General features: G+C 63.7%; 26 protein-coding genes and 1 other RNA gene. 18 read left to right on the top strand and 9 right to left on the bottom strand.

The window, feature by feature from the left end:
* Positions 1 to 108: 108 nt before the first annotated feature.
* On the bottom strand, positions 109 to 741 hold the full coding sequence (locus tag EOC93_RS19020) for a cytochrome c family protein (protein ID WP_127205380.1): 633 nt from the start codon (positions 739 to 741) through the stop codon (positions 109 to 111).
* 193 nt (positions 742 to 934) lie between these two features.
* Between EOC93_RS19020 and EOC93_RS19015 the strand changes: the two genes are divergently transcribed.
* The 3 genes from EOC93_RS19015 to EOC93_RS19005 all read left to right on the top strand — a co-directional run bounded on the left by EOC93_RS19015 (position 935) and on the right by EOC93_RS19005 (position 3430).
* Positions 935 to 1663 (top strand): 3-deoxy-manno-octulosonate cytidylyltransferase, encoded by a 729-nt coding sequence (locus EOC93_RS19015; RefSeq protein ID WP_095487794.1) that lies wholly within the window; start codon positions 935 to 937, stop codon positions 1661 to 1663.
* A 28-nt stretch (positions 1664 to 1691) separates the two neighbouring features.
* A complete protein-coding gene (locus tag EOC93_RS19010) occupies positions 1692 to 2555 on the top strand; it encodes a prephenate dehydratase (RefSeq protein WP_095487796.1) in 864 nt (287 codons plus the stop codon).
* Positions 2556 to 2632: 77 nt separating this feature from the next.
* Entirely contained in the window at positions 2633 to 3430 is a 798-nt protein-coding gene (locus EOC93_RS19005) for a hypothetical protein (protein ID WP_095487798.1), read from the top strand.
* A 63-nt stretch (positions 3431 to 3493) separates the two neighbouring features.
* Here the strand turns inward: EOC93_RS19005 and EOC93_RS19000 are convergent, their stop codons facing one another.
* The gene (locus EOC93_RS19000; RefSeq protein WP_126103778.1) at positions 3494 to 3967 is read right to left on the bottom strand and encodes a VOC family protein; all 474 of its coding nucleotides are present in this window, start codon (positions 3965 to 3967) and stop codon (positions 3494 to 3496) included.
* A gap of 406 nt (positions 3968 to 4373) precedes the next feature.
* Here EOC93_RS19000 and EOC93_RS18995 point away from each other — a divergent pair, with 406 nt between their 5' ends.
* Positions 4374 to 4910, top strand: a complete 537-nt coding sequence (locus tag EOC93_RS18995) for a VOC family protein (RefSeq protein WP_348627606.1) — start codon at positions 4374 to 4376, stop codon at positions 4908 to 4910.
* Positions 4911 to 5278: 368 nt separating this feature from the next.
* Positions 5279 to 5962 (top strand): hypothetical protein, encoded by a 684-nt coding sequence (locus EOC93_RS18990; RefSeq protein WP_206532249.1) that lies wholly within the window; start codon positions 5279 to 5281, stop codon positions 5960 to 5962.
* Between the two features lie 97 nt (positions 5963 to 6059).
* On the opposite strand, the gene EOC93_RS18985 is transcribed toward EOC93_RS18990, so the two are convergent.
* Positions 6060 to 6356: a Dabb family protein gene (locus EOC93_RS18985; RefSeq protein WP_127205378.1), complete on the bottom strand. Its 297-nt coding sequence runs from the start codon at positions 6354 to 6356 to the stop codon at positions 6060 to 6062.
* A 20-nt stretch (positions 6357 to 6376) separates the two neighbouring features.
* Positions 6377 to 6589, bottom strand: coding sequence for an NADH pyrophosphatase zinc ribbon domain-containing protein (locus EOC93_RS18980; protein ID WP_245461496.1), 213 nt, complete (start codon positions 6587 to 6589; stop codon positions 6377 to 6379).
* Positions 6590 to 6658: 69 nt separating this feature from the next.
* Here EOC93_RS18980 and EOC93_RS18975 point away from each other — a divergent pair, with 69 nt between their 5' ends.
* A complete protein-coding gene (locus EOC93_RS18975; RefSeq protein ID WP_126103775.1) occupies positions 6659 to 7297 on the top strand; it encodes a hypothetical protein in 639 nt (212 codons plus the stop codon).
* 177 nt (positions 7298 to 7474) lie between these two features.
* Here EOC93_RS18975 and nudC read toward each other — a convergent pair whose 3' ends face one another.
* Both nudC and EOC93_RS18965 read right to left on the bottom strand, forming a co-directional pair.
* On the bottom strand, positions 7475 to 8416 hold the full coding sequence (gene nudC / locus EOC93_RS18970) for an NAD(+) diphosphatase (protein ID WP_095487810.1): 942 nt from the start codon (positions 8414 to 8416) through the stop codon (positions 7475 to 7477).
* A gap of 37 nt (positions 8417 to 8453) precedes the next feature.
* The gene (locus EOC93_RS18965; protein WP_095487812.1) at positions 8454 to 8873 is read right to left on the bottom strand and encodes an HIT family protein; all 420 of its coding nucleotides are present in this window, start codon (positions 8871 to 8873) and stop codon (positions 8454 to 8456) included.
* 252 nt (positions 8874 to 9125) lie between these two features.
* Between EOC93_RS18965 and ffs the strand changes: the two genes are divergently transcribed.
* The 12 genes from ffs (at position 9126) to EOC93_RS18900 (ending at position 20895) form a co-directional block, all read left to right on the top strand.
* An RNA gene (gene ffs / locus EOC93_RS18960) (signal recognition particle sRNA small type) lies at positions 9126 to 9222 on the top strand.
* A 105-nt stretch (positions 9223 to 9327) separates the two neighbouring features.
* Entirely contained in the window at positions 9328 to 11175 is a 1848-nt protein-coding gene (locus tag EOC93_RS18955; protein WP_127205376.1) for a DNA polymerase III subunit gamma/tau, read from the top strand.
* 26 nt (positions 11176 to 11201) lie between these two features.
* Positions 11202 to 11525 carry a YbaB/EbfC family nucleoid-associated protein gene (locus EOC93_RS18950; protein ID WP_023802083.1) on the top strand — a complete coding sequence of 108 codons (324 nt, stop codon included), beginning with the start codon at positions 11202 to 11204 and terminating at the stop codon, positions 11523 to 11525.
* 27 nt (positions 11526 to 11552) lie between these two features.
* Positions 11553 to 11957 carry a hypothetical protein gene (locus tag EOC93_RS18945; protein WP_095487816.1) on the top strand — a complete coding sequence of 135 codons (405 nt, stop codon included), beginning with the start codon at positions 11553 to 11555 and terminating at the stop codon, positions 11955 to 11957.
* 152 nt (positions 11958 to 12109) lie between these two features.
* A complete protein-coding gene (locus EOC93_RS18940; protein WP_164759195.1) occupies positions 12110 to 12994 on the top strand; it encodes a cell wall hydrolase in 885 nt (294 codons plus the stop codon).
* Between the two features lie 291 nt (positions 12995 to 13285).
* The gene (gene recR, locus EOC93_RS18930) at positions 13286 to 13891 is read left to right on the top strand and encodes a recombination mediator RecR (RefSeq protein ID WP_095487818.1); all 606 of its coding nucleotides are present in this window, start codon (positions 13286 to 13288) and stop codon (positions 13889 to 13891) included.
* Between the two features lie 177 nt (positions 13892 to 14068).
* Positions 14069 to 15340 (top strand): lytic murein transglycosylase, encoded by a 1272-nt coding sequence (locus EOC93_RS18925; RefSeq protein WP_127205381.1) that lies wholly within the window; start codon positions 14069 to 14071, stop codon positions 15338 to 15340.
* Positions 15341 to 15661: 321 nt separating this feature from the next.
* Positions 15662 to 17305 (top strand): ABC transporter substrate-binding protein, encoded by a 1644-nt coding sequence (locus EOC93_RS18920; RefSeq protein ID WP_127205375.1) that lies wholly within the window; start codon positions 15662 to 15664, stop codon positions 17303 to 17305.
* A gap of 18 nt (positions 17306 to 17323) precedes the next feature.
* Positions 17324 to 18391 carry an ABC transporter permease gene (locus tag EOC93_RS18915; RefSeq protein WP_095487821.1) on the top strand — a complete coding sequence of 356 codons (1068 nt, stop codon included), beginning with the start codon at positions 17324 to 17326 and terminating at the stop codon, positions 18389 to 18391.
* Positions 18388 to 19308: a nickel transporter permease gene (nikC, locus tag EOC93_RS18910; RefSeq protein ID WP_095487823.1), complete on the top strand. Its 921-nt coding sequence runs from the start codon at positions 18388 to 18390 to the stop codon at positions 19306 to 19308. The genes EOC93_RS18915 and nikC overlap by 4 nt, the downstream gene beginning before the upstream one ends.
* 10 nt (positions 19309 to 19318) lie before the next feature.
* The gene (locus tag EOC93_RS18905; RefSeq protein WP_127205374.1) at positions 19319 to 20152 is read left to right on the top strand and encodes an ABC transporter ATP-binding protein; all 834 of its coding nucleotides are present in this window, start codon (positions 19319 to 19321) and stop codon (positions 20150 to 20152) included.
* Entirely contained in the window at positions 20149 to 20895 is a 747-nt protein-coding gene (locus EOC93_RS18900; protein WP_127205373.1) for an ABC transporter ATP-binding protein, read from the top strand. The genes EOC93_RS18905 and EOC93_RS18900 overlap by 4 nt, the downstream gene beginning before the upstream one ends.
* A 207-nt stretch (positions 20896 to 21102) precedes the next feature.
* Here EOC93_RS18900 and EOC93_RS18890 read toward each other — a convergent pair whose 3' ends face one another.
* The 3 genes from EOC93_RS18890 to EOC93_RS18880 all read right to left on the bottom strand — a co-directional run.
* Complete coding sequence (locus EOC93_RS18890) at positions 21103 to 24207, bottom strand: efflux RND transporter permease subunit (protein ID WP_095487826.1); 3105 nt, start codon at positions 24205 to 24207, stop codon at positions 21103 to 21105.
* Positions 24204 to 25292 carry an efflux RND transporter periplasmic adaptor subunit gene (locus EOC93_RS18885; RefSeq protein ID WP_127205372.1) on the bottom strand — a complete coding sequence of 363 codons (1089 nt, stop codon included), beginning with the start codon at positions 25290 to 25292 and terminating at the stop codon, positions 24204 to 24206. Before EOC93_RS18885 ends, EOC93_RS18890 begins: the two co-directional genes overlap by 4 nt.
* A partial coding sequence (locus tag EOC93_RS18880) for an efflux RND transporter periplasmic adaptor subunit (protein ID WP_127205371.1) occupies positions 25289 to 25900 on the bottom strand: 612 nt, incomplete at its 5' end. The genes EOC93_RS18880 and EOC93_RS18885, both read right to left, overlap by 4 nt.

Below are 25900 nucleotides of genomic sequence, written 5' to 3'. Positions count from 1 at the left end.
GCCTATGAAAACCGAGACAGGCCGGCTTTGTCGCCGCAGATGCGCTTTTCCCATTAAAAAAGCCGGGCTGAGCCCGGCTTTCCCAAAGATATGTCCATGACAATTGCGTTATTGCGCCGGTGCTGGTGCTGCACCCTCTGCAGGCTTTGCCGGCGCTGCACCCTCGGCGGGCGCGGCCGCTGAAGCGCCAGGCGTCGGCAGTGGCTTCGGATTGTCCGACAGCGTGCGCAGATAGGCGATGACGTTGGCGCGGTCCTCATCCTTCGGCAGGCCGGCAAAACCCATAGCCGTGCCCTTCACGTCCTTCTTGGGCGACAGGAGGAAGTGGTCGAGGTTCTCGTAGGTCCACTTCTCCGCGCCGGCCTTCGAATATTCCTTCATGCCAGCCGAATAGGCAAAGCCCTCGTGAGAGGCCACTGGACGATCGACGACGTCCCACAGATCGGGGCCGACCTTGTTAGGCCCTCCCTTTTCGCCGGAGTGGCAGGCCTGGCACTTCTTGAACACGGCGGCACCCGCCTCGACATTGGCGTTGGCCAGGAGGTCGGCGATCGGCTTGGCTTCTGCCGCCGGGGCTGCCGGGCCGCCCTCGGCAGGCTCCTCGGTCGCCTCGATGGCGAAGCCGGGTTTTTCCGGTGCGGGGGAGGCGAACAGCGCATCGGACACGATGCCGACGGAGAACACGACGAACACGGTTCCGAGCAGCCCGCCGATCAGCTTGTTGATTTCGAAAGAGTCCATACGCCCCAGGCTCCCTTTTCCGGCGGACCGATCCGTCCACTCCGTCCGTCGGTAATCGTGAACCACCCCGCGAGGCGGTCAAATCGGGCGGAAACTAGGTCTTTTGCTCTGGCGTTGCAACACCTATAAGGGCGCTTCCAGTGAGACCTTTTGCCACTTTTCCCATCCTCTTTTTCGAACGCTTCGTCACCCGATGTCCACGCTCATCCTCATCCCGGCCCGCATGGCCTCGACCCGCCTGCCGGGCAAGCCGCTGGCCGACATCGCCGGCGCTCCGATGATCGTCCACGTCGCCCGCCGCGCCGCCGAGGCCGGGCTTGGCCGGGTGGTGGTCGCCACCGATACGCAAAGCGTGGCGGAAGCGGTGCGTGCGCACGGGTTCGAGGCGGTGATGACGCGGGCGGATCACGAATCGGGCTCCGACCGCATCTTCGAGGCGCTGGCCACGCTGGATCCAGGGCGCAAGGTCGAAACGATCGTCAATGTGCAAGGCGACCTGCCGACCATCGATCCCGAGATCATCAATGCCGCGCTGAGGCCTTTCGAGGATGCGACGGTCGACATCGCCACGCTCGGCATCGAGATCGTCCGCGACGAGGAAAAGACCAATCCGAATGTCGTCAAGATCGTTGGCTCGCCGCTGTCGGAGACACGGCTGCGGGCGCTCTATTTCACCCGCGCCACGGCACCTTGGGGCGAGGGGCCGCTCTATCATCACATCGGCCTCTATGCCTATCGCCGCTCAGCGCTCGAACGCTTCGTCGCGCTGAAGCCGTCGCCGCTGGAACGGCGCGAGAAGCTCGAGCAGTTGCGGGCGCTGGAGGCCGGCATGCGCATCGACGCCGAGATCGTGCAGTCCGCGCCGTTCGGCGTCGACACGCCGGACGACCTCGAACGCGCCAGAACCATCCTTTCAACCTGAGACATTTGGTCAACCCGAGACATTTGGCATGCCTGAAAAAACCAACAGAATATCCTTCCAGGGCGAGCCGGGCGCCAATTCAGACACCGCCTGCCGCAACATGTTCCCTGATATGGAGCGGTTGCCGTGCCCGACCTTCGAGGATGCCTTCAACGCGGTCGAGACCGGCAAGGCCGACCTCGCCATGATCCCGATCGAGAACACGATCGCCGGCCGCGTTGCCGACATCCACCATCTCCTGCCGGAATCGAAGCTGCACATCGTCGGCGAATATTTCCTGCCGATCCATTTCCAGCTGATGGTCTTGCCGGGCGTCAGGCGCGACGAGATCAAGACCGTGCACAGCCATATCCATGCGCTCGGCCAGTGCCGCAAATACATCCGCAAGAACGGCTGGAAGCCGGTGGTCGCCGGCGACACGGCGGGTTCGGCCAAGCTGGTCGGCGAGGTGAAGGATCGCACTATGGCGGCGCTTGCCCCGGCGCTGGCCGCGACGCTCTATGGGCTCGACATCATCGAGGAGAATGTCGAGGACACCGACAGCAACGTCACCCGCTTCGTCGTGCTGACGAAGAACAGGCAATGGGCGGAACGCCCATCCGACGCCGCCAAGATGATGACGACGTTCATCTTCCGCGTCCGCAACGTGCCGGCCGCGCTCTACAAGGCGATGGGCGGCTTTGCCACCAACGGCATCAACATGACCAAGCTGGAGAGCTACCAGCTCGGCGCCTTCACGGCGACGCTGTTCTATGCCGATATCGAGGGCCATCCCGACGATCCGCTGGTGAAGCTGGCGCTCGACGAGTTGCGCTTCTTCTCGCGCGAAATGCGGATCCTGGGTGTCTATCCCGCCAGCGAATCGCGCGAGCAATGGAAGGTGGCGGATTAGCTAGCATTCATCGAGAGCTCTGCGGCGTCCTGACCTGGCGCCTTGCCAGATGACGAGTGCCGGGCGACATTCCTCGCATGTGGCTCCTGAAACTGGCGCTCGCAGCCGCTGGATTGTATGCGGCGGTTGTCGCCGTCGCGTATGTGCTTCAGTCCTGGCTGATCTTTCCGGCCGGCTTTGCGGCTTTCGGACCCGATCTGCCGGCCGGGGCCCGCCATGTCGAGTTGGCGACGCAGGATGGCGAGCGCTTCGTTCTGGTGCGCCTGCCGGCAAGACAGGCCGAGCCACGCCCGCTCCTGCTGGGGTTCGCCGGCAATGCCTGGAATGCCGACGCGCTTGCCCTCATGCTGCACCAGCTATTCCCCGAACATGAGGTCGCGGCGCTGCACTACCGCGGATATGCGCCGAGCAGCGGAAGCCCGTCAGCCTCCGCCCTGTTCGAGGACGCCCGACGCGCCCATGACCACCTGGCCACCGACGCCAAAGCCGGCATCGTCGCCATCGGCCTTAGCCTCGGCGCTGCGGTTGCGGTCGATCTGGCGACCGTCCGGCCCTTGCGCGGCATTGTCATGGTGACGCCCTTCGACTCGCTGAAGGAACTCGCCGCCCACCACTATCCCTGGCTGCCGGTGCGCCTCTTGCTGCGGCACCGCATGGAGGCGGCAGAAACTCTGCGCGACCTCGATGTGCCCACGGCCGTCATCGTCGCCGAGAACGACACCATCGTTCCAGCGGCACGCTCGGCACCTCTGCGCGAGGCCGCCCGTGATTTGCGCAGCCACATCGCCATAGCGGCTGGCCACAACGACCTCTATGGCCATCCCGACTTCGCCGGCGCGCTACGCGCCTCCGTTGCGGCGGTCACGCACGATTGACGAGCACTGGGTGGCGAGCGGGCAAGCTCTGGCAGCGATTTGGCCGCAAATCGCGATGGGCCGTCAACCGCGCCGCGCCGCCTCGATCGCGGCGACGTCGATTTTCCTCATGGTCATCATGGCATCAAACGCGCGCTTTGCTTCGTCGCCGCCAGCCGCCAGCGCTTCAGTCAGGACGCGCGGCGTGATTTGCCAGGAAACGCCCCACTTGTCCTTGCACCAGCCGCACGCGCTCTCCTGGCCGCCATTGCCGACGATGGCATTCCAGTAGCGGTCGGTCTCCTCCTGATCGTCGGTGGCGATCTGGAACGAGAAGGCTTCGTTGTGCTTGAAAGCGGGACCACCGTTGAGGCCGAGACAAGGAATGCCCGCAACTGTGAAGTCGACCGTCAACACGTCGCCCTCCTTGCCGGCTGGGTAGTCACTGGGTGCATGGTGCACGGCACTCACCACGCTGTCAGGAAAGGTCGCGGAGTAGAAGCGGGCGGCAGCCTCGGCGTCCTTATCGTACCAGAGGCAGATCGTATTCTTCGCCATTGCGGGTTCCTTTCGCCTTGAAGCCAAGATTTCGGCCTTCCCCATCCGCTCCCTTCCGAAATAGGTAGCCAATCGCTTTTCTCCACCCCGGAAGCGTCCGGCCCGCCCCGGCGATCGCAAAGGGCAGCTTACCCTAGCGTCGCGGTCCGCTTTGGGCGGACAGACATTCTCGTTGTTTCCCAAAGCGGACGTTCGCGCGATGACTGGTGTTGGCCCTTTTGCACACCATCACGAGCCGACCGGCCATGTACATGACGGCGGGTCGCGGAAGGTGTTTCAATTGAAAGCAGACTCCTGCCCTCCTGAAATCAGAATGTAACGCCCTCCGCGAATTTTTGGCCCCCGCCGTCGTTCGCATCGGATCGACCGAGCGGACGGAATTTGAGTCAACACGGAGTTTGTCACCCTGACTACGAAGAAAACAGGCAGGCCGACCGCGCCACGGATCGTTGGTCTTCGCCACGTCGGCATGGTCGCCGAAAACCCGGCTGCGCTTGCGCGATTTTATGAGGATGTCCTCGGCCTTCAGGTGGTCGGCGGCAGTGGCGAAGAAAACCCGTTCGGCGCCACCGCCTTCCTGAGCAGCGATCCGGCCGAAGAGTCCCATCAGATCGCTATCTTCACCAATCCTGCCTTGCGCCACATCGCATTCAAGGTCGGCACATTGGCCGATCTGCGCGCCGCCTACACGCGCATCGTCGACATGGGGCTGCCGATTAAGATGGCCTTCAATCACGGTGTATCGCTTGCGTTCTATTTCGAAGACCCTGCGGGAAATCTTGTCGAAGTCTACTGGCCGACCGGCATGGCCTTCGACCAGCCCTACGGGGATCCGCTCGATTTGACGCTGCCGGAAGAGGCATTGCGGCAGAGGGTCGAGCAACTGGTGCGGCAGGCGAGTGAACAGGTTCCGGTATCTCTGCCGTCTGCATCCGCGTCATAGCGCGGAGCGGTCGCTCCTTCACCCCTCCTACCATTCAATTCTCACTCCTGACGAGGAAATGACGACACCTCTACCGCGGACGCGTACTGCTGGCTTGCGCAGATCGGATTGATCGATAAGGCGGCTCTGCCGATCCTCGGCGCGACGCAATCGCGCGCGCTGATGCCGTCCGCCACAGGGAATTATCAACTCAACAAGTTGATGTATTTCAAATGAAACAGTCAAGACATACGGCGAAAACATTGTGGTGGTAGCCAAGCTGCCTCGGGACGTGGAAGCGAGTAAATATTTCCATCGCAGACTCACTTTCTACGTCAGCCAAAGCCGAGATATTTCGTGGAAGCCCAGGAATACAGGAGAGCATCCAGATGAGCTCAAGATCAGCAACCTTTGTCGCGTCTGCAATCGCGATCATAACTACCACCGCCGCCGCTCCGACCGCTCCGCTGACACCGGCGGAGGCAGCGCGGATCGACGCATCGTCGTTCCCCGCGCCCGGCGAGCCGAGCCTTGCCGAAATCCGCCATGCAACGGAGCGATTCCGCAACGTCAACGTCGCGCTCGCGGAGGGCTACATCCGCGATCCTGCCAACATGTGCGAGACCGCCGAAATGACGGGACAGCCGCAGAAATTAGGGGCTATGGGCCTCCACTACTTTCGCCCCGATATGCTCGGCATCACCGCTCCGCCCAATCCGCGCGTCGACGGCACCGGCACGCACACGGACTTCGGCAAGCCCGCGGTCCTCGTCTACGAGCCGCAGGCCGACGGATCGCTCGAGCTGATCGCGGTGGAGAATCTCGTCTTCGCGAAAGCGTGGAAGGAAGCCGGCCACGACGCCCCGCCGTCGTTCCACGGCATTCCCTGGGACACTATGATCGACGACCCGGCGACGCCCGCGGATGAGGCGCATAATTTCGAGCCGCATCACGACCGGCACGTCTGGCTCTATCGAGCAAACCCGAACGGCATCTTCGCCCAGTTCAACCCGCGGGTGACCTGTGAGCACCACAACCCCGGTGCGTCCCATCAGCATGCGTCAGGCCAGTGATAAGCGGCGACCTGGCTTACCTGCTCGCGCCGAGCGGCAGGTGAGCCAGGCGTCGTCTGTTCGAACTTGCTCGTTCAGAGCGATTGGATTTTTGGTCCTACCCCAGCGGCTCGTAGTCGATCTCGAGAAACGCCTCGACCTCCGGGATCCAGCGATCGCGGACGAAGGCGACGTGGTCGGGATGGTCATTGTAACGGGAATAGGCGGCCTCGTCGGCGAACTCCATCGAGAAGCCGAAGCGATAGTCGTTCTTCGGGCTGACTTGCCGCAACTGCTCGAATTTCTCGACACCCGGTATCGCCACGAGAATTCTTTTCGCATCAGCGAGGAATTTTGCCTCCTCCGCCGAGCCCTCCTTGTGCTTCAGCCTGAACACCACTGTGTGACGGATCAATTTCTGCTCCCCTATAGCGTTTATGCGCCCAGGCGCGGATCAGGTGATGGACAAATGATCACCACCGGGTCGGTGCGCGGAAAATGCTCGGTGCCGCAGGCCGGGCAGTGTCGCTTGTAGCCGCCCGCCCGCATTTCGACTAGGCGAAAAAGCCATCGAAATTCAAACGGCGCAGTTCGATAGCCTTCTTTCCAAAGCCATGGATGCAGACGCAAGCAACGGAATTCACCCATCCGTATGCCATCCGTAAGTGCGCTTCTCGCATGGTCGTGCGGGCACAATTCACTGCTCGGAGGTTCACCATGCATGACGTTTCATCTTCTCATCTCTCAGGCAGCATTTCGCGAGACATGTTTGTTTCTTTCGTCCGCGACCTGCTGGGCAGCTATCCGAATCCAGACGAACCGCAGCCGCGAGGTCCCTGGGATCCAATCATCTTTGCCGCCTTGCAGCGAATGGCATGGTTCGGTCCACATCCGGAGCCCTGGCACTCACTGTTTCACGTCATCGCCCAGCGGCATCCTGAACTGTGGGATATCCTTGGCGGCCCCCTGGTTCGGGCGGCGCTCAATCCGCAGCCGCTACCGCCCCGCATCGCCTTCGCCGCCGCTCTGGCCGACGGGTTGATAGAGCGCGCAGCGTCTGCTCAGGAAATCGCGGACTGGCTGCCGCAGCAGGGGGAACAGCGCGGCATCATCATCGTCAGCGGCCGTCTTCTGCAGTATGTCGACGATCTTTGCGGCAACGGCCTCAGGCTCAAATTCCCTAAGCCCGTTCCACCGCCGCCGTGGTGGCAGGAGCAGTTGAGTGGCGCCGACCTGGCGGTAATGGGCGTCCGGTTCGAGAGCGCGGCAGCGCAGGTTGTCAACGAGGCGCTCGGAGGCGCATTCCGTCAGGCCGGCGTCAAACTTATTCAGACCGGGCTATCGAAGTTCCAATAGCGGCAGACGGGCGATCGCTATGGCCGACCTGCAGCATTCTTGCTCGGATTGAAGTGTTGTGGTGGGGCGGATTTGGGTCAGGGTCGAGGGTTCGGTGCAGTTGCAATATCGCTGCAACCGCGCCGAAGCCCGAAGGCTCTGACCCAAATGGCCCAGTCATTTTGGTCCCACAAACCTTTACGCGCTGTCGGCCCAGGCGCGGATGAGGTTATAGGCGATCGCCCCCTTCGGCGGCGTGACCAGGCCGCCCGGATGCTCGCGGGCCAGCATCGAGAGCACCTCGTCGCGAAAGAACCAGCGGCAGTCTTCCAGCTCGTTGAGGTCGGCCTGGATGTCGTCGTTGAGCGGCTCGCCGAAGCAGCCGATCATCAGCGAATAGGGAAACGGCCAGGGCTGGCTGGCGTGGTAGACGACGCGGCCAAGCCTGATGCCGGCCTCCTCCAGCGTTTCACGGCGCACAGCCGCCTCGATCGTCTCGCCCGGCTCGATGAAGCCGGCAAGCGCCGAATACATCCCCGGCGCGAAATGCCGGCCGCGGCCAAGCAGGCATTTTTCGCGCGTCGCCGTCAGCATGATCGCCACCGGATCGGTGCGCGGAAAATGCTCGGTGGCGCAGGCCGGGCAAAGCCGCTTGTAGCCTCCGGCCCGCATTTCGGCTTCATTGCCGCATTTGCTGCAGAAGCGGTGGCTGGCATGCCAGGCGAGCAGCGCCGCCCCTTGCGCCATGGCGCCGGCCGCCGCTTCGTCGATCAGCCCCTGCATGTAGACCGAGCGATAGTCGATGGCCTTGATCGTCTCCGGCAATTGTTCGGGATCGATGCCTGCCGGAACGGCGAGTACCGGGCCGCTGTCGGAAAAACCGAGCAGGACGCCATGGTCGAGCGACGCCTGGAGCGGCTGGCTCTCCTCGGCGCCGAACCAGGGGTCGAAGCCGTCGCCAACGAGCTTCAGATAAAGGCGCCCGCCATGCATCAGCAAAAGCCTGGCTGAGGGATCGGCGAGTGCCTTTTCGACGGAATCGTCGGCGCGGTTTTCGGATTGCCGGTCGATCATATTGCCGGCGAAGCCGACGAACTGGCTCGGCTCGCGCAAGGGCGCGTCAAACAGGCGGAAGCTCATGGGAGACTCTGGATTCCAGGATGGACACGGGACAGGCTTATAGCGCCGCCTTTATCTGTTGCGCAAACCGGCGCAGGTCCGGGCGCTGATAAGGCTCGCGCAGGCCGTGGCCCCACACCGGGCCCGGCCAGCCGGGATCACCTTCCGAGCGCGCGATGACATGGACATGCAACTGGCGCACGATGTTGCCGAGTGCGCCGGTGTTGATCTTGGTGCAGCCAGTCACCCTCTTCAGAGCCTGCGCCACCATATTGGTCTCGAAGGTCAGCATCGCCTGGTCGAGCGGCGTCAAATCGTGGATTTCCTCCACACCCGGTCGCTGCGGCACCAGAAGCAGCCACGGCCAGCGGCGATCGTTCATCACCCGCAACTCGCACAGCCCGAGCCACATCAACTGTTCGCTGTCCGTCTCCAGACGAGCATCCAGCGTGAATCCGGCCTTGAGGCCCGGCAACATCGGCGTTTCCTTCGCTTTTGTAGTGTTTTTTAAACGTCATGAACGCTAAAGCGGCTGCCGGGGGGCCGCAAGAGGGCGGCAAGCGAATCATTGCTCCGTGACGGCAGTTATGCTATTGATTTGGGCATGGTGCTGATTTGCGCCGATGACCCGCCTTCCGAGGCGGGGTTTTTGTTTTAGCTTTCGGCGTCACCCCTGCTGATTGATCCTGCGCACTTGCATTTCATCGCCGAATTGCCGATATGGAGAACGGGAGGTTGGTGGTGGACGGTCCACTCGGCAACCGGGTCAGGTCCGGAAGGAAGCAGCCCTAACGAGCCCGGAACGGGTCATTGTTCCAGCCTCCCGCCTCTTCGCCTTTCTCCCGCGACATTGACGGCGCCAAGCCCTGCGGGCGAAACTATGCGCAGGAATCGGCCGCCTGCAGCGGCGGCCCTTGGAGCTTTACGGGCGAATGAGCGAAGCCGGAAATTCGGGAACGGAAAAGGCCGCCGCCTATCGCGTTCTGGCGCGCAAATACCGTCCTGCGAACTTCTCCGAGCTGATCGGCCAGGAGCCGATGGTCCGCACCCTCACCAACGCCTTCGCCACCGGCCGCATCGCCCAGGCCTGGATGCTGACCGGCGTGCGCGGTGTCGGCAAGACGACGACGGCGCGCATACTCGCGCGGGCGCTCAACTACAAAACATCGACCGTCGACCAGCCTTCGGTCGATCTTGCCGTTCCGGGTGAGCACTGCCAGGCGATCATGGAAGGCCGCCATGTCGACGTCATCGAGATGGACGCCGCCTCGCACACCGGCATCGACGACATCAGAGACATCATCGAGCGCGTGCGCTACGCGCCGGTGTCGGCGCGCTACAAGGTCTACATCATCGACGAAGTGCACATGCTCTCGACCCAGGCCTTCAACGGCCTGCTGAAGACGCTGGAAGAGCCGCCGCCGCACGTCAAATTCATCTTCGCCACCACCGAAATCAGAAAAGTTCCGATCACCGTTTTGTCGCGCTGCCAGCGCTTCGACCTCAGGCGTATCGATGCCGGCGCGCTGGTCGCGCATCTCTCCTCGATTGCCGGCAAAGAAGGCATTGCGGTCGATGACGACGCGCTGGCGATGATCGCCCGTGCGGCCGAAGGCTCGGCACGCGATTCGCTGTCCATCCTCGACCAGGCGATCGCCCATGGCAGCGGTACTGTCAGTGCAGAGGCGGTGCGCGCCATGCTCGGGCTGGCCGACCGCGCCCGGATCGTCGACCTGTTCGAACATGTGATGAAGGGCGACGTGGCGGCCGCGCTGGCCGAGTTCCGCAACCAATACGACACCGGCGCCGATCCGGCCGCGGTGCTGACCGATCTTGCCGAGTTCAACCACCTCGTCACTCGGCTGCGCTTCGTGCCGACAGCCCTCGACGACGCCTCGCTGTCCGAGGACGAGCGCCGGCGCGGCGCCGACTTCGCCAAGGCACTGTCGGTCAGGGTGCTGTCGCGGACCTGGCAGATGCTGTTGAAAGGCATTCCCGAGGTGCAGTCTTCCAATCGGCCGGTCAGCGCCGCCGAAATGGTGCTGATCCGGCTGGCGCATGCCGCCGACCTGCCGACGCTGGACGAGGCGTTGAAATCGCTGGAGGCCGGAGCATCGGTGCCGAATGGCGCGCCACGCTCAAATGGCGCGCCTGCAAGCTCTGGTCCGGCAAATACTGGCCCGGCAAGTCCCGGCCCAGCAAGTGCCGGTAATGGCGGCGGCGCCAGCGCCGTGGCGCAGACGCGGATGCCGACGGCCAATGGCGGCGCGCAGATCATGCGGCTGGTCGAGGCCGAGCCGATGCCGGCGGCCTTCATTCCGGCGCCGGAGCCGGTTGCGGATGCGCCGGCGGTGCCGGTGAAATCGCTGGCCGACATCGTCGCGCTTGCCGACGCCCAGCGCGACATGGCCTTCAAGGTGCTGGTGAAGCGCTGCGTGCGCCTGGTGCGCATCGAGCCGGGCCGCATCGACGTCAGCCTGACCGATGACGCGCCGAAGATGCTGCTCAATGAGCTGACCGCCAAATTGCGCGCCTGGACCGGCCGCAGCTGGCTGGTGTCGCTGTCGAAGGAAGAGGGCGGCCAGACACTGGCCGAGATGGAATCGACCAAACGCGAAAACGCCCTCCTCGATGCCAAGAGCGACCCGACCGTCGCCGCCATCCTGGCGCGGTTTCCCGGCGCCAAGATCATCGACGTGCGCATTCCCGACGCACCGGAAGCCGATGCGGTCGAGGCCGAAGTTCCGGTCGAGCCGGCGGCGGACGACGACGAAACCTGATACAGATCAATCTAGAGGACCACGCGATGAAAGATCTTCTCGGCCTGATGGGCAAAGCGAAGGAAATGCAGGCCAAGTTCCAGGCCATGCAGGACGAGATCGCCACGCTGGAAGCCACCGGGCAGGCCGGCGGCGGCTTGGTCAGCGTGACGCTGACCGGCAAATTCGAGATGAAGTCGCTGAAAATCGACCCGTCTCTGTTCAAGGAGGACGAGGTCGAGATTCTGGAGGATCTGCTTCTCGCCGCCCACAATGACGCCAGGGCCAAGGTCGAGCAGATGATGCAGGAAAAGACCCAGGCACTGACCGCGGGACTGCCGATACCCCCGGGAATGAAGCTGCCGTTCTAGATCTGAGCTTTAGCGTTCAGCGGCGCCATGACCAAAGAGCCATCAGCCAGGTTGATAGAGCAGCGCCTCCGAAACAGGATCTATGAGATCCTGGAGATCCTGGCCGACTGCGACGCGGGCGTGAATCTCGTTGGAATCAATGGCTATTTCAATCTTTTCGACGATTTCCTCCATCGTCCGTCCATCGAATCCGGCATGTCCGTCCTGTCGAAGGATGAACGTGCCATCGTGCTGGAAATCGCCCATCTTCTAGAAGAAGCCTGCGTGGCTATGCCCGATTTCACCAAGGCTGAGTTCGTCGAAAGCGGCTGGCCGCGGCAGATTGCGCCGAAAGCGACGGTCGCACGGATGCTGTTCCTGCAACGCGGGCTGTTTTCGGAGGAGTTCGATGAGGCCGAACCCGGGCAACGGTTCGTGCCGTCAGCCAGTTAAATCTGCCCTCTATCGGGTGTGTCTGTTCTGCCACTTTCCGCTTAATAACGCTTTAGCCATCTTTTTGCCTGAAAGTGTCTCATTCTTGCCGCAGCCTGGGCGGGCTGGCAGCAGAAACGAGGGGATACCTGTTGATCTCTACCCGATGGAAGATGCCGTTGTTGCTCGGCGTCGTCACGTCTCCGCTGTTTTTGGCCGCCTGCAGTCAGACCACCTCGCATGGCCTGTCCGTGGCCAGTCTGACCGATGCCGTCAGGTCCCGGCCCTCCAGTCACACAGCGAAGGACAAGGAGTGCCTCCAGCGCGCGATGTTCTTCGAATCCAACCGGTCGAGCCGTGACGGCATGATTGCCGTTGGCACCGTGGTCATGAACCGGCTGCGCTCCGGCAAGCACGGCAACACCATCTGTCAGGTGGTCGGCGAGCGCGGGCAGTTTGCGCCGGGCGTGATGACACGGCGGATGAATTCGAAGGCGATGCCCGATGTCGAGGAGGCCGCCGAGGCGGTGCTCAAGGGCGAGCGCAAGGCCAAGCTGAAGAACACGATGTTCTTTCACACCGCCGGCCTGCGCTTCCCCTACAAGAACATGCACTACACGATGGTTGCCGGCGGCAACGCCTTCTATGAAAAGCGCGGCCGGAACTGGAAGCCGCTGCCGGACGAGCCCACGGTCGCGGTGGCACAAGCCACGCCGCGGGCGCCGGCGGCCACCGCTCCGGTGACGCTCGTCGCCTCCGCGGCGCCGGTTCCCAAAGCAACACCCGCCAAGGCAACCTATGTGACCGCGATCGCATCGCAGCCGGTAAAGCCGACTCTGGAGAAGGTGACGCCACAGAAGGCGACCCTTGTTGCGATGCAAGAACCGATGCAGGAGCCGGACGCGGCCCGTTTCGGCGGCACGGCCGACACCCGGCCTGTCACCTCGTTCCCGGCCGCGTCGGCCGAGCCGACAATGGCGTTTGAATCGACCCCCGAGAACACCGACGCCATCGGTGCGATGATCGCCGGCCAGACCCGGCCGCTGGAAGAAAACTGAGGCGGTCGACGTCGGCGCCGCCCCTCATTGCCCTGCCGGGCATTTCTCCCCGTATTAGTGACGGGGAGAAGGACGCTCTCGTCGATGATTTCGCCAATCGTCAGCCTTGCAGGAAGGGTGCCGAGGTCGCGGTCTGCCCTTTCTCCCCGTCACTATAGGGGGAGAAATGCCCGGCAGGGCAATGAGGGGCGGCGCAAGCCGACGCGATTGTCCCGCAGCAGCGTCGTTGCGTTGAACATCACCCGCCGCTGCGGTGTTTCAAAACCCATTGAAAAATCCTAAACCGATGCGATGTCGAAGCGAATCGCCGGTCCCGAGATCGAACGCCTGATCCAGCTCTTGGCCAAGGTGCCGGGGCTCGGTCCCCGTTCGGCCAGGCGAGCCGCACTCCACCTCATCAAGAAGAAGGAGCAGCTGCTGGCGCCGCTCGCCGCCGCCATGAGCGAGGCGGTCGACAAGGTGCGCATCTGCTCGACCTGCGGCAATGTCGACACGTCCGACCCCTGCATGATCTGCACCGATCCGCGCCGTGACCCCGGCACGCTCATCGTCGTTGAGGACGTGGCCGATCTGTGGGCGCTGGAGCGGGCGGCCGCCATGAATGTCCGCTACCATGTGCTCGGCGGCTCGTTGTCGCCGCTCGACGGCATCGGCCCCGAGCAGCTCAACATTCGCTCGCTGGTCGACCGCGTCGCCGGCGGCGAGGTCAAGGAGGTGATCCTCGCCGTCAACGCCACGGTCGAGGGCCAGACCACCGCGCACTATCTCACCGACCAATTGTCCGGCTTCGACATCAAGGTAACGCGGCTGGCGCATGGCGTGCCGGTCGGCGGCGAGCTCGACTATCTCGACGAAGGCACGCTGGCCGCGGCGCTGCGCTCGCGTACGGCGTTTTGAGGCGATTGGGGGAGGGGTATTCTTGAGATGATTGCATTCTTTCGCGCCCCTCTCTGTCCTGCCGGACATCTCCCCCACACGGGGGGAGATCGGACGTCACGCCGGCTTTCGCTAACCTTCAACGCTGGAGAAAAGCTGCCATCGCCAAAGCTGCCAATCTCCCCCCAAGTGGGGGAGATGTCCGGCAGGACAGAGGGGGGCGCGACAGAACGTCGACTTTGCGGATTGGCGTTCTTTCTTGCTACGCTCGTTGCCCTCCTCCTCGCCACCCCCGCCTCCGCAGCAAAAATCGACGACCAGTTTCACGCCTGGCTGCAAGGCGACCTCTGGCCCGAAGCCAATGCCAAAGGCATCTCCAGAAAAACCTTCGACGCCGCCTTCGACGGCGTCAAGCCGAACCTCAAACTGCCCGACCTGGTGATGCCGGGCAAAAAAGCGACGACACCGCAGAAGCAGCATCAGGCGGAGTTCGGTTCGCCCGGCGCCTATTTCGCCGAAAAGACGGTTCGCGCCGTCACATCAGGCGGTCGGTCGCGCGCGGCGGCCAATGCCAGGACGATCGCCGCGATCGAGAAACGCTACGGCGTGCCGGACGAGGTGCTGCTGGCGATCTGGGGCCGCGAGACCGGCTTCGGCGCGGCGAAAATGCCTTACGATGCTTTCGAAGTGCTGGGCACCAAGGCGTTCTTGGCGACCAGGAAGGACTTCTTTCGCACCGAGTTGCTCGCAGCGCTCGAGATCGTCGAGCGTGGGCTGGCCCCTGTCAGCGCGATGAAGTCGTCCTGGGCAGGCGCGCTCGGCCAGCCGCAGTTCATGCCGAGTTCGTTCCTGAACCATGCCGTCGATTTCGATGGCGATGGTCGGGCCGACATCTGGAACTCGGTGCCGGACACGCTGGCCTCGATCGCCAACTATCTCGTCCACTATGGTTGGGTGAAGGGCCGCGGCTGGGGTTTCGAGGTGACTGTGCCTGAAACGGTTTCCTGCTCGCTCGAAGGTCCGGACCAGGGCAAGAGGATTTCCGAATGGGCTGATATGGGCATCAAGCGGGTCGCGGCAAAGCCGTTTCCGGCGCGCGAGTTGAAGGCCGAAGGCTTTCTTTTGATGCCGGCCGGCCGTAGCGGCCCGGCCTTCATCGTCACGCCCAATTTCTACGTGCTGAAGCAATACAACACCAGCGATCTCTACGCCCTGTTCATCGGCCACGGCGCTGATCGCATCGCCCATGGCGACAGCAATTTTTCCGGCAGCTGGGGCGCGGTCGGCGGGCTCCACAGGTCGGACATCGCCACCTTGCAGCGCGCACTGGAGGCCGAGGGCTACGATGTCGGCAGCGCCGACGGCCTGCCCGGTTTCAAGACGCGCCGCTCGATCGGCAAGTGGCAGGCCGGGAACGGTCGCGCCGCCACCTGTTTTCCCGACGCCGACTTGGTCACCGCGTTGAAATAGCTGCACTCCGGGTGTCGCGCCACGGCCGTGGTGGCTGCCCGATCTGGTCCAACCAACAGCTTTGCAAATGCTCGTTGCCGTGCTTGAAAGCGCCGGATATGGTGAGGCGGAACTGGGCAAAAATTGCCGCGACAACCGGTCCAGGGGCCATCGTTCGGTTAGAGCGCCGCGCGTCCGTTGGACGCGCAAAGGACGCTCTAAGACTTTTGGACTACACATCGTGCTTTCCGAAAATCGATTCCGATTTTCGGGCCGATGTGGCAAAGAACGCTGCAACCCTGAGCCGGGAACTCAGGTCAACAAAACAGGGAACAGTTAAAAATGATGATGGAAAAGTTTGCTCTACGCTCCTGCTTCTTGCTCGCGGGCGCAGCCATGTCCGCGCTGCTTCTGGCCGGCGCGCCTGCCTTTGCCGTGACGCCCGCCGACACGCTGGTCGAGGGTTTCGCGATCGACGACATCATCTCCATGGATCCGGGCGAGGCGTTCGAGCTGTCGACCGCCGAGGTCACCGGCAACACCTACGATCTGCTCGTCCGCCTCGACTTGAGCGATACCTCCAAGGTCAAGGGCGATCTTGCCGAAAGCTGGACTGTCTCCGACGACGGCCTGGTCTACACCTTCAAGCTCAAGCCCGGCCTGAAATTTGCCTCGGGCAATCCGATCACGGCGGCCGACGTCGCCTATTCGTTCGAGCGCGCCATCAAGCTCGACAAGAGCCCGGCCTTCATCATCGGGCAGTTCGGCATCAATGGCGACAACGTTGCCGACAAAGCCAAGGCCGTCGATGACACGACGTTCCAGTTCACCGTCGACAAGGCCTATGCGCCGAGCTTCGTCTTGAACTGTCTGTCGGCAACGGTCGCCTCGGTCGTCGACGCCAAGCTGGTCAAGGAACACGTCGCCGCGGTCACGCCGAGTGCCGACTACAAATACGACAACGATTTCGGCAACGCGTGGCTGAAGACCGGCTATGCCGGCTCCGGCGCCTTCAAGCTGCGCGAATGGCGGGCCAACGAGGTCGTCGTCATGGAGCGCAACGACAATTATCACGGCGAAAAGGCCAAGCTTGCCCGCGTCATCTACCGCAACATGAAGGAAAGCTCGGGCCAGCGCCTGGCGCTCGAGGCCGGCGACATCGACGTTGCCCGCAATCTGGAGCCGAACGACCTCGACGCCATCGCCAAGAACGCCGATCTCACCACCACCAGCGCGCCGAAAGGCACGGTCTATTACATCAGCCTCAACCAGAAGAACCCGAACCTCGCCAAGCCAGAGGTTCGCCAGGCCTTCAAATATCTCGTCGACTATGATGCCTTGAGCTCGACCATCCTCAAGGGCATCGGCGAGATCCACCAGACCTTCCTGCCCAAAGGCGTGCTCGGCGAACTGGACGAGAACCCGTTCAAATTCGATCTCGCCAAGGCCAAGGAACTGCTCGCCAAGGCCGGTCTCGCCGACGGTTTCAGCGTCACCATGGACGTGCGCAACACCCAGCCGGTGACCGGCATGGCGGAATCGTTCCAGCAGACGCTGGGACAGGCCGGCGTCAAGCTGGAGATCATTCCCGGCGATGGCAAGCAGACGCTGACTAAATACCGCGCCCGCAACCACGACATCTATATCGGCCAGTGGGGCCAGGATTATTTCGATCCGAACTCCAATGCCCAGACCTTCGCCAGCAACCCCGACAATTCGGATGAAGGCAAGACCAAGACACTGGCCTGGCGCAACGCCTGGGACATTCCGGACTTGAGCAAGGAGACGGAGGCGGCCCTGCTCGAGAAGGATCCGGCCAAGCGCGCCGCAATGTACCAGGATCTGCAGAAGAAGATCCTCGAAACCAGTCCCTTCATCATCGTTCACCAGCAGCTGGAAGTGGCCGGCCTGCGCAAGAACCTCAAGGGGTTCGCGCTCGGCCCGAGCTTCGACACCAACTTCGTCGGCCAGATCTCTAAGGAATGATGCCGGCGGACGCGCCGCATGAGCACTGTTGAAAGCGAAGCGACGGCAGGGCGCGGCAGCGCCCGTGCTGTCGCTGTCGCGTCGTCGATCGCCCGCTTCCTGGTCATCGCGGTAACCACCTATCTCGGTCTTCTCGCGGTGACCTTCTTCATCGGCCGGGTGATCCCGATCGACCCGGTGCTGGCGGTGCTCGGCGACCGGGCGCCGGCCAATGTCGTCGAGCGCACACGCCGCGAGATGGGGCTCGACCTGCCGCTGATCGAGCAGTTCTACATCTATGTGAAGAATGCCCTGAACGGCAATTTCGGCACATCGGTGCTGACCACCAATCCGGTGATGACCGACATCCGCCGCGCCTTTCCGGCGACGATCGAGCTGGCGACGCTGGGGACGCTGATCGGTTCGGTGATCGGCGTGCCGCTCGGCGTGCTGGCTGCCGTCAAGCGCGGCAGCATCATCGACCAGATCGTGCGCATCATCGGCCTGGTCGGCTACTCCGTGCCGATCTTCTGGCTGGGATTGCTGGCGCTTGTGCTGTTCTATGCCAAGCTGCAATGGGTGGCTTTTCCCGGCCGCCTCGATATCGTCTACGAATACACCTTCACGCCGATCACCGGCTTCTATCTTCTTGATGCTCTGTGGCAGCGGCAGTGGGATGTGTTTTTCGATGCCTTTCGCCACATCATCCTGCCGGCCTCGTTGCTCGGCTATTTCTCGCTTGCATACGTCAGCCGGATGACTCGCTCGTTCATGCTGAACGAGCTTGCCCAGGAATATATCGTCGCAGCGCGCGCCAAAGGCCTGTCGGAGACACGCATCATCTGGGGGCACGCGCTGCGCAACGCGGCGGTGCCGATGGTCACCGTAATTGCGCTTTCCTATGCCGGGCTGCTCGAAGGCTCGGTGCTGACCGAGACCGTGTTTTCATGGCCCGGCATCGGCCTCTACATCACCAATTCCCTGCAGAACGCCGACATGAACGCGGTGCTCGGCGGCACCATCGTCATCGGCTCGGTCTTCATCGGCATCAATCTCCTGTCCGACCTGCTCTACCGAGTGCTCGATCCGAGGACCAAAGTGAGATGAGCGCAGAGGCGATACAAAGCCGTCGCGACTGGCTGCTCAGCGAGCGGCCGGCATCGCGCATGCAGGCAAGGCTCGGCCGCGCCTATGTGGCGTGGCGGCGCTTTTCCGCCAACCGGCTGGCGTTTCTCGGCCTGCTCATCATCATCGCTTTGCTGGTGGTCGCGGCCTTTGCCGATGTGCTGGCGCCCTATTCGCCGACAATCGGCGACCTCAAGGGCTCGCGCCTCCTGGCGCCGAGTGCCGAGCATTGGTTCGGCACCGACGACCTCGGCCGAGACATCCTTTCGCGCGTCATCTTCGGCTCGCGATGGACGCTCTACGTCGTCATTCTCGTCGCCGTCATTGCCGCCCCTATCGGCCTGCTGGTCGGCACGGTCGCCGGCTATGCCGGCGGCTGGATCGATGCGATCCTGATGCGCATCACCGACATCTTTCTGGCCTTTCCGAAGCTGATCCTGGCGCTGGCCTTTGTCGCCGCACTTGGCCCCGGCATCGAGAACGCAGTGCTCGCCATCGCCATCACCTCGTGGCCGCCTTACGCGCGCATTGCCCGCGCCGAAACGCTCACCGTGCGCAATTCGGATTACATCAAGGCGGTGCAATTGATGGGTGCCTCGCCGTTCCGCATCGTGCTTCGCCACATCATGCCGCTCTGCATCTCGTCGCTGATCATCAGGGTGACGCTCGACATGGCCGGCATCATCCTGACCGCCGCCGGTCTCGGCTTCCTCGGCCTCGGCGCGCAACCGCCGCTGCCGGAATGGGGCGCGATGATCGCGTCGGGCCGCCGCTTCGTGCTCGACCAGTGGTGGGTGGCCGGTGCGCCGGGCTTTGCCATCCTCATCGTCAGCCTCGGCTTCAACCTGCTCGGCGACGGCCTGCGCGATGCGCTCGACCCCCGGAGTGGTGATCAATGAGTAGCGACCAATGAGCACGCTGCTGGAGGTCGACGATCTGCGCGTCACCTTTCCGACGCGCACCGGCCTGATCGAGGCAGTGCGCGGCGTCTCCTTCTCGCTTGGTCGCGAGCGGCTCGGCATCGTCGGCGAGAGCGGTTCCGGCAAGTCGCAGACCGGCCGCGCCATCATGGGCCTGACCCCGCCGCAGGCCGAGGTCACTGCCAACAAACTTGCCTTCGACGGCATCGACCTGCTTGCAGCGCCGCCCCGCGACCGCCGGGCGCTGCGCGGAAAACGCATCGCCATGATCCTGCAGGATCCGAAATACTCGCTCGACCCGGTGATGAGCATCGGCCGCCAGATCGTCGAGACGCTGCGCACGCATGAGAAGGCCGGCAAGGCCGAAGCCCGCGACCGCGCGCTCGCCATGCTGGAGGCCGTGCAGATCCGTGATCCGGCCCGTGTCTTCGACCTGCATCCGCACGAGGTCTCGGGCGGCATGGGCCAGCGCGCCATGATCGCCATGATGCTGATTGCCGGGCCGGAAATGATGATCGCCGACGAGCCGACCTCGGCGCTGGACGTCACCGTGCAGCTCGACGTGCTCGGCATCCTCGACAAGCTGGTCAGCGAGCGCGGCATGGGGCTGATCTTCATCTCGCACGATCTGCGCCTGGTCTCGTCCTTCTGCGACCGGGTGATCGTCATGTATGCCGGCAAGGTGGTCGAGCAGCTGGCGGCGTCGGAGCTCGGCCGCGCCCAGCATCCCTATACGCGCGGGCTGCTCAACTGCATGCCCAAGATCGGTGCCGACCGCCACCCGCTGCCCGTGCTCGACCGCAAGCCGGAGTGGGCGGCATGACTTCGGCCCTTTCCGTCGACAGGCTGGAGGTGATCTTCGACCGTTTTCGCGCGCTGAAGGGCGTCAGCCTCGACGTGCTGTCAGGCGAATCCTTCGGCCTGGTCGGCGAATCCGGCTCCGGCAAATCGACGCTTCTCAGGGCAATCGCCGGCCTCGCACCGGCCGCTTCGGGCAGCATCACCGTCAACGGAAAAAGACTCGGCGCGCGCCGTGACAAGGCTTTCTATCGTGAGGTGCAGATGGTCTTCCAGGACCCTTACGGCTCGTTGCATCCGCGCCAGACCGTCGACCGCCTGCTGCAGGAGCCGCTCGCCATCCACGGCTTTGCGGATGGTGAGAAACGCATCCAGCGGGCGCTGGACGAAGTCGGCCTAGGGACCGGCTTCCGCTTCCGCTATTCGCATCAATTGTCGGGCGGCCAGCGCCAGCGCGTCGCCATCGCGCGGGCGCTGATCCTCGAGCCGTCGATCCTGCTGCTCGACGAGCCGACCTCTGCACTCGACGCTTCGGTGCAGGCCGAAGTGCTCAACCTGCTGGAAGAGATCCGGCGTCGGCGCAAGCTGACCTTCCTGATGGTCAGCCACGACCTCGCCATCATCACCCATATGTGCGAGCGGCTGATGGTGATGCAGAATGGCGAGGCGGTCGAACACCTCACCGCGGACGATCTCGTCCGGCGTCACGTGACGAAGGACTACACGCGCAACCTGCTCAGGGCGAGCGAAGGGTTTGTGAGGGTGTAGTTTTCTGCGTCGAGCTCCGTCGCGCCCCCCTCTGTCCTGCCGGACATCTCCCCCACAGGTGGGGAGATTGGCCGTCATCGATGGCTTCGCCTATCGTCACAGGAGTGAGCGCGGCGCCGAAACCGCAGATCTCCCTCCTTGTGGGGGAGATGTCCGGCAGGACAGAGGGGGGCGCGAAGGAACGCGACGCAATTCGCAAGCGCCCTGTCAGGCCACGCTGCCTGTAGGAACCTCGTCGCCACCGTTTGCGCTCGTGTCGTCTTCCGGCGTCGTCTTAGGCTCCTTGATCCTGAACCACGTCACATAAAGCGCCGGCAAGAACAGCAGCGTGATCGCCGTGCCGGCGATGATGCCGCCCATCATGGCATAGGCCATCGGCCCCCAGAACACTTCGCGCGCGATCGGGATCAGCGCCAGGCTGGCGGCCGCCGCCGTTAGCGCGATCGGCCGCATGCGATGCTCGGTCGCCTCGATGACGGCTGCCCAGCGGTCCTTGCCCTCGGCGACAAGTTGCTCGATCTGCACGATCAGGATGACCGAGTTGCGGATCAGGATGCCGATCAGCGCCAGCACGCCAAGGATGGCGACGAAGCCGAGCGGCGCCCCGCTCGGTACCAGTGCCGCCACCACGCCGATCAGGCCGAGCGGCGCCACCGCCACGACTAGGAACAGACGCTGGAAGCTCTGCAACTGCACCATCAGGATGGTCGCCATGACAAACAGCATCAGCGGCACCACGGCAGCGATCGGCCCCTGGCTGTTGGCGCTTTCTTCGACCGAGCCGGCGGTGGCGATCGAATAGCCCGGCGGCAATTTGGTGATGAAGGCGTCGACAGACGGCTTCAACTCGTTGACCACGGTGGCGGGCAGCACGTCGCCGACCAGACCGGCGCGCACGGTGATGGTCGGGATCCGGTCGCGGCGCCACACCGTCGGCTGTTCGAGCTCGTAGCGGAAGTTCGCCACCGCAGCGAGCGGGATCGCCTCGCCTGTCCCGGTCGGCAACTGCATGTTCTGCAGCGTGCCGATCGAACCCCGTTCGGCCTCGCGCGAGCGGGCCACCACGTTGATCAGATAGGTCGCGTCGCGCACCTGGGTGATGGTGGAGCCACCCACCGTGCTGTTCAGCGCGCTGGCAATGTCCGAAGAGGTGATGCCGAGTTGCCGTGCCTTATCCTGCAGCACGTCGACCCTCAGCACGCGCTCGGGCTCGTTCCAGTCGAAAGTGGGTGCGGCCAGCTTCGGATTGGCGGAAATGATGCCGGCGAATTCCTGCGCCAGCGTCCGTACCGTCTGGACGTCAGGACCGCCGACGCGGTACTGCACCGGCCGCCCGACCGGCGGCCCGAGCTCGAGCGGCTTGACGAAGGCGTCGGTGCCGACGAACTCGTCGCGCAGCAGCTTTTCCAGGGCCGGCTTGACCCGGTTGCGCGCCTCGATGCTCTTGGTGACGATGACGGTCTGGCCGAAATAGGGATTGCCCGGCTGCACATCATAGGTCAGCACGAAGCGAACCGCGCCCTGGCCGATATAGGAGCTGAAGCGGTCGACATCGGAATTGCCGACCAGAGCCCGCTGCTCGAAGCGCTCCATCTGGTCCCGGGTCTCGGCGATCGAGGAGTTCTGCGGCAGGTTCCAGTCGACGATCAGTTCCGGCCGGTCGGATGGTGGAAAGAACTGCTGCTGGACGAGGCCGAAGCCGGCCAGCGAAGCCCCGAACAACAGCACGGTTGCGATGATGGTCAGCCAGTGATGACGCACCGAGCCGACGAGGATGCGTCGGAACAGCGCGGTGAAGCGGCCGGGCTTTTCATGATGCTGCTTCATCGTCGCCGGCAGGATGGTGACGCCGAGCAGCGGTGCAAACAGCACCGCGACGATCCATGACACCAGCAGCGACACGGCGATGACGACGAACAGCGTGAATGTGTATTCGCCGGCGGCGCTGTTGTTGAGGCCGATCGGGATGAAGCCGGCGACCGTCACCAGCGTGCCGGTCAGCATCGGGAAAGCGGTCGAGGTGTAGACATAGGTCGCCGCCTTGCGCAGATTGTCGCCGACTTCCAGCCGCGCCACCATCATCTCCACCGCGATCATGGCGTCGTCGACCAGCAGGCCGAGCGAGATAATCAGCGCGCCGAGCGAAATGCGCTGCAGCGATATGCCGAGATAGGCCATGACCGTGAAGGTGATGGCCAGCACCAGCGGGATCGACAGCGCCACCACAAATCCGGCGCGCATGCCGAGGCTGATGAAGGACACGGCAAGCACGATGGCGACCGCCTCGAACAGGGCGCGGGTGAAGCCTGAAACCGCCTCCTCGACGATGACAGGCTGGTCGGCGACCAGATGCACGCCGACGCCGATTGGCAGGTCGGCCAGCACCTTATTCATCTCCTCGTGCAGGGCCTCGCCGAACTCCAGCAGATTGGCGTTGGGCTTCATGCCGATGGCGAGGCCGATCGCGTCCTGCCCGTTGAAGCGGAACAAGGCCGTCGGCGGGTCGACATAGCCGCGCGAAATCGTCGCCACGTCGCTCAGCCGGAAGAAGCGATCGTTGACGCGCAAATTGATGGCGCGAAGGCTCTCTTCCGAGGTGAACTGGCCGCTCACACGCACGCTGATGCGCTCCGGCCCGGACTGGATGACGCCGGACGGCGTGATCGCGTTCTGCGCCTGCAGGCTGGCCACGATCGCCTGCTGGTTGAGGCCGAGAGCCGCGATCTGGCGGGTCGAGAATTCGAGGTAGATCGCTTCGTCCCGGGCACCGACCAGATCGACCTTGCCGGCATTCGGCACGGCCAGGATCTTTGTCCTGACATCCTCGACATAGTCGCGCAACTGGCGCGGCGTCAGCCCGTCGGCGGTGAAGGCATAGATGTTGCCGTAGACGTCGCCGAAGCGGTCGTTGAAGAACGGTCCCTGCACGCCTTGCGGAAACTGCGCCCAGATGTCGTTGACCATGTTGCGCACCTGCAGCCAGGTCGGCACGACATCGCGCGCCCTGGTCGTCGGCTTCAAGTTGACGAAGATGACGGTCTTGCCGGCGGAGGTGACGGATTTGGTATAGTCGAGGCTGTCGAGCTCTTCGAGCTTCTTCTCGATGCGGTCGGTGACCTGCCGCACCGTCTCGTTGACCGATGCGCCGGGCCAGTTGGCCTGGATGACCATAGTCTTGATGGTGAAGGCGGGGTCTTCCTCTCGGCCGAGATTGAGATAGGCAAAGACGCCGGCCACGACGAAGACCAGCATGAAATACCACACCAGCGAACGATGGCTCAGCGCCCAATCGGAGAGGTTGAAGCCCTTCATGTAGCCCCTCCCTCAGGGATCTTGACCTTCTGTCCCTCGGTCAGGCTGTGGACGCCGGCGGTGACGACGCGCATGCCGGCATCGAGGCCCTCGGCGACGGTGAAGTTGGCGGCACCCTTGGCGGCAATTTTGATGTCGCGGGCACTCACGCTCGACGTCTGCTGGTCGACGATCCAGACTTTTTGTCTGCCGTTCTTCTCCAGCAGCGCCGAAAGCGGCAACTCGATCGTCGGCGCGATCTTGGCCATGCGGGTCGCCGTCACCGTCGAGCCAAGCCTGAATGCCGGCGGCGGATCGATGAGCGTCAGCCGGATGCGGCGCGTTCGGGTCGAACCTTCGGCTTGCGGGGCGATCTCGCGCAGCCTGGCTTCGCTGCGTATCGTCGGCCGCGATTGCAGGGTGATCTGGAAGGGCGTGCCGACGGCGAGATCGCCGGTCAACTGGTCGGGAATGTCGACGACTGCTTCACGCGGGTCGGAGCGCGCCACCGTGACGACGGTCTGGCCGGGCGAGACCGTCTGGCCGACCTCGGCGCCGACGGCGGTGACCACGCCATCGAAGTCCGAGAACAACCTGGTATAGCCAAGCTGCTCCTGCGATTTGGCAAGGGCCGCATTGGCCCGCTCGATGCCGGCCGCGGCGGCCTGCCTGGCTTGCTGCGCGGCGTCGAAGACGGCTTGCGAGGTGTTGGCGGCGGCAAGCAACTGGCGCTGGCGCTCCTCGCTGGCGGCGGCGTTGGCAAATTGCGCCTGCGCGTTGGAGAGTTCCGCCTTCGCCGCCTGCTCGGCAAGCTCCAGCGCCGTCGGATCGAGCGCCGCGATCGTCGTGCCCTTGGTGACGATATCGCCGACCTTGACATCGCGGGCGACGACCCGGCCAAGCAGGCGGAAGGCAAGATCGGCGCTGAATTGCGGTTCGACGGATCCGGCGAAGCCGAAGGTCTCTATGGTGCGTGGCTCGACCACCACCGACAGCACCGGTCGGATGATCTCGGGCGGCTTCTCTTCCGATTGCGAGCAGGCGCCGAGCACCAGCCCAAACAGGGCAGGGACAAGCGCGGTAGCGCTGCGCAGGGACCGGTTCATTGCCCCGCTCCCGCTATCTCGACGGTCTGGCCGGGGCTGAGCAACTGGCCGCCGGCGGTGACGACGGTTTGGCCTGCCTCCAGTCCCTTGTCGATGACGACCGAGCCGGATCCAAAGGCAAGCACCTCCACCTGTGCCGTTGTCACTGCCTTGGTCGATTGATCTACGACCCAGACGGCCGGCTTGCCGTCGCTCAAGGTCAATGCCTGCCACGGCAGGATCACTGCTTTCAACGGCTGGGCGCTGACCGAGCCGATGACGGCCGCGCCCAGCGGCATGCCTGCGGGCGTGTCGGGAATGGCGACCTTGACCCGGATCGAGCCTGAAGCCGGATCGACCGCTGGCGAGATTTCGCGCACCTTGCCCATCGCCTTGATCTGCGGATCCGACAACAGTGTGATTGTCACCGCCGGTGCTGCCGGCGTCTTGGCGACCAGCGTTTCCTCTACGTTGAAGACCGCATCGCGGTCGCCGTCCTCGGCAAGGGTGAAGACGGTCTGCGCCGCCTGCACCACCTGCCCTGCTTCGACCTGGCGCACTGTGATCACGCCTGCCGCACCCGCCTTGAGTTCGGTGCAGGAAAGGTTCTCTTTTGCATCGGCGAGCGC

Origin of the sequence: Mesorhizobium sp. M6A.T.Ce.TU.002.03.1.1 (genome assembly GCF_003997275.1) — a bacterium.
GTDB lineage: Bacteria > Pseudomonadota > Alphaproteobacteria > Rhizobiales > Rhizobiaceae > Mesorhizobium > Mesorhizobium mediterraneum.
The sequence above is the reverse complement of the archived record's forward strand: the minus strand, read 5'-3'. Positions and strand labels throughout refer to the sequence as shown.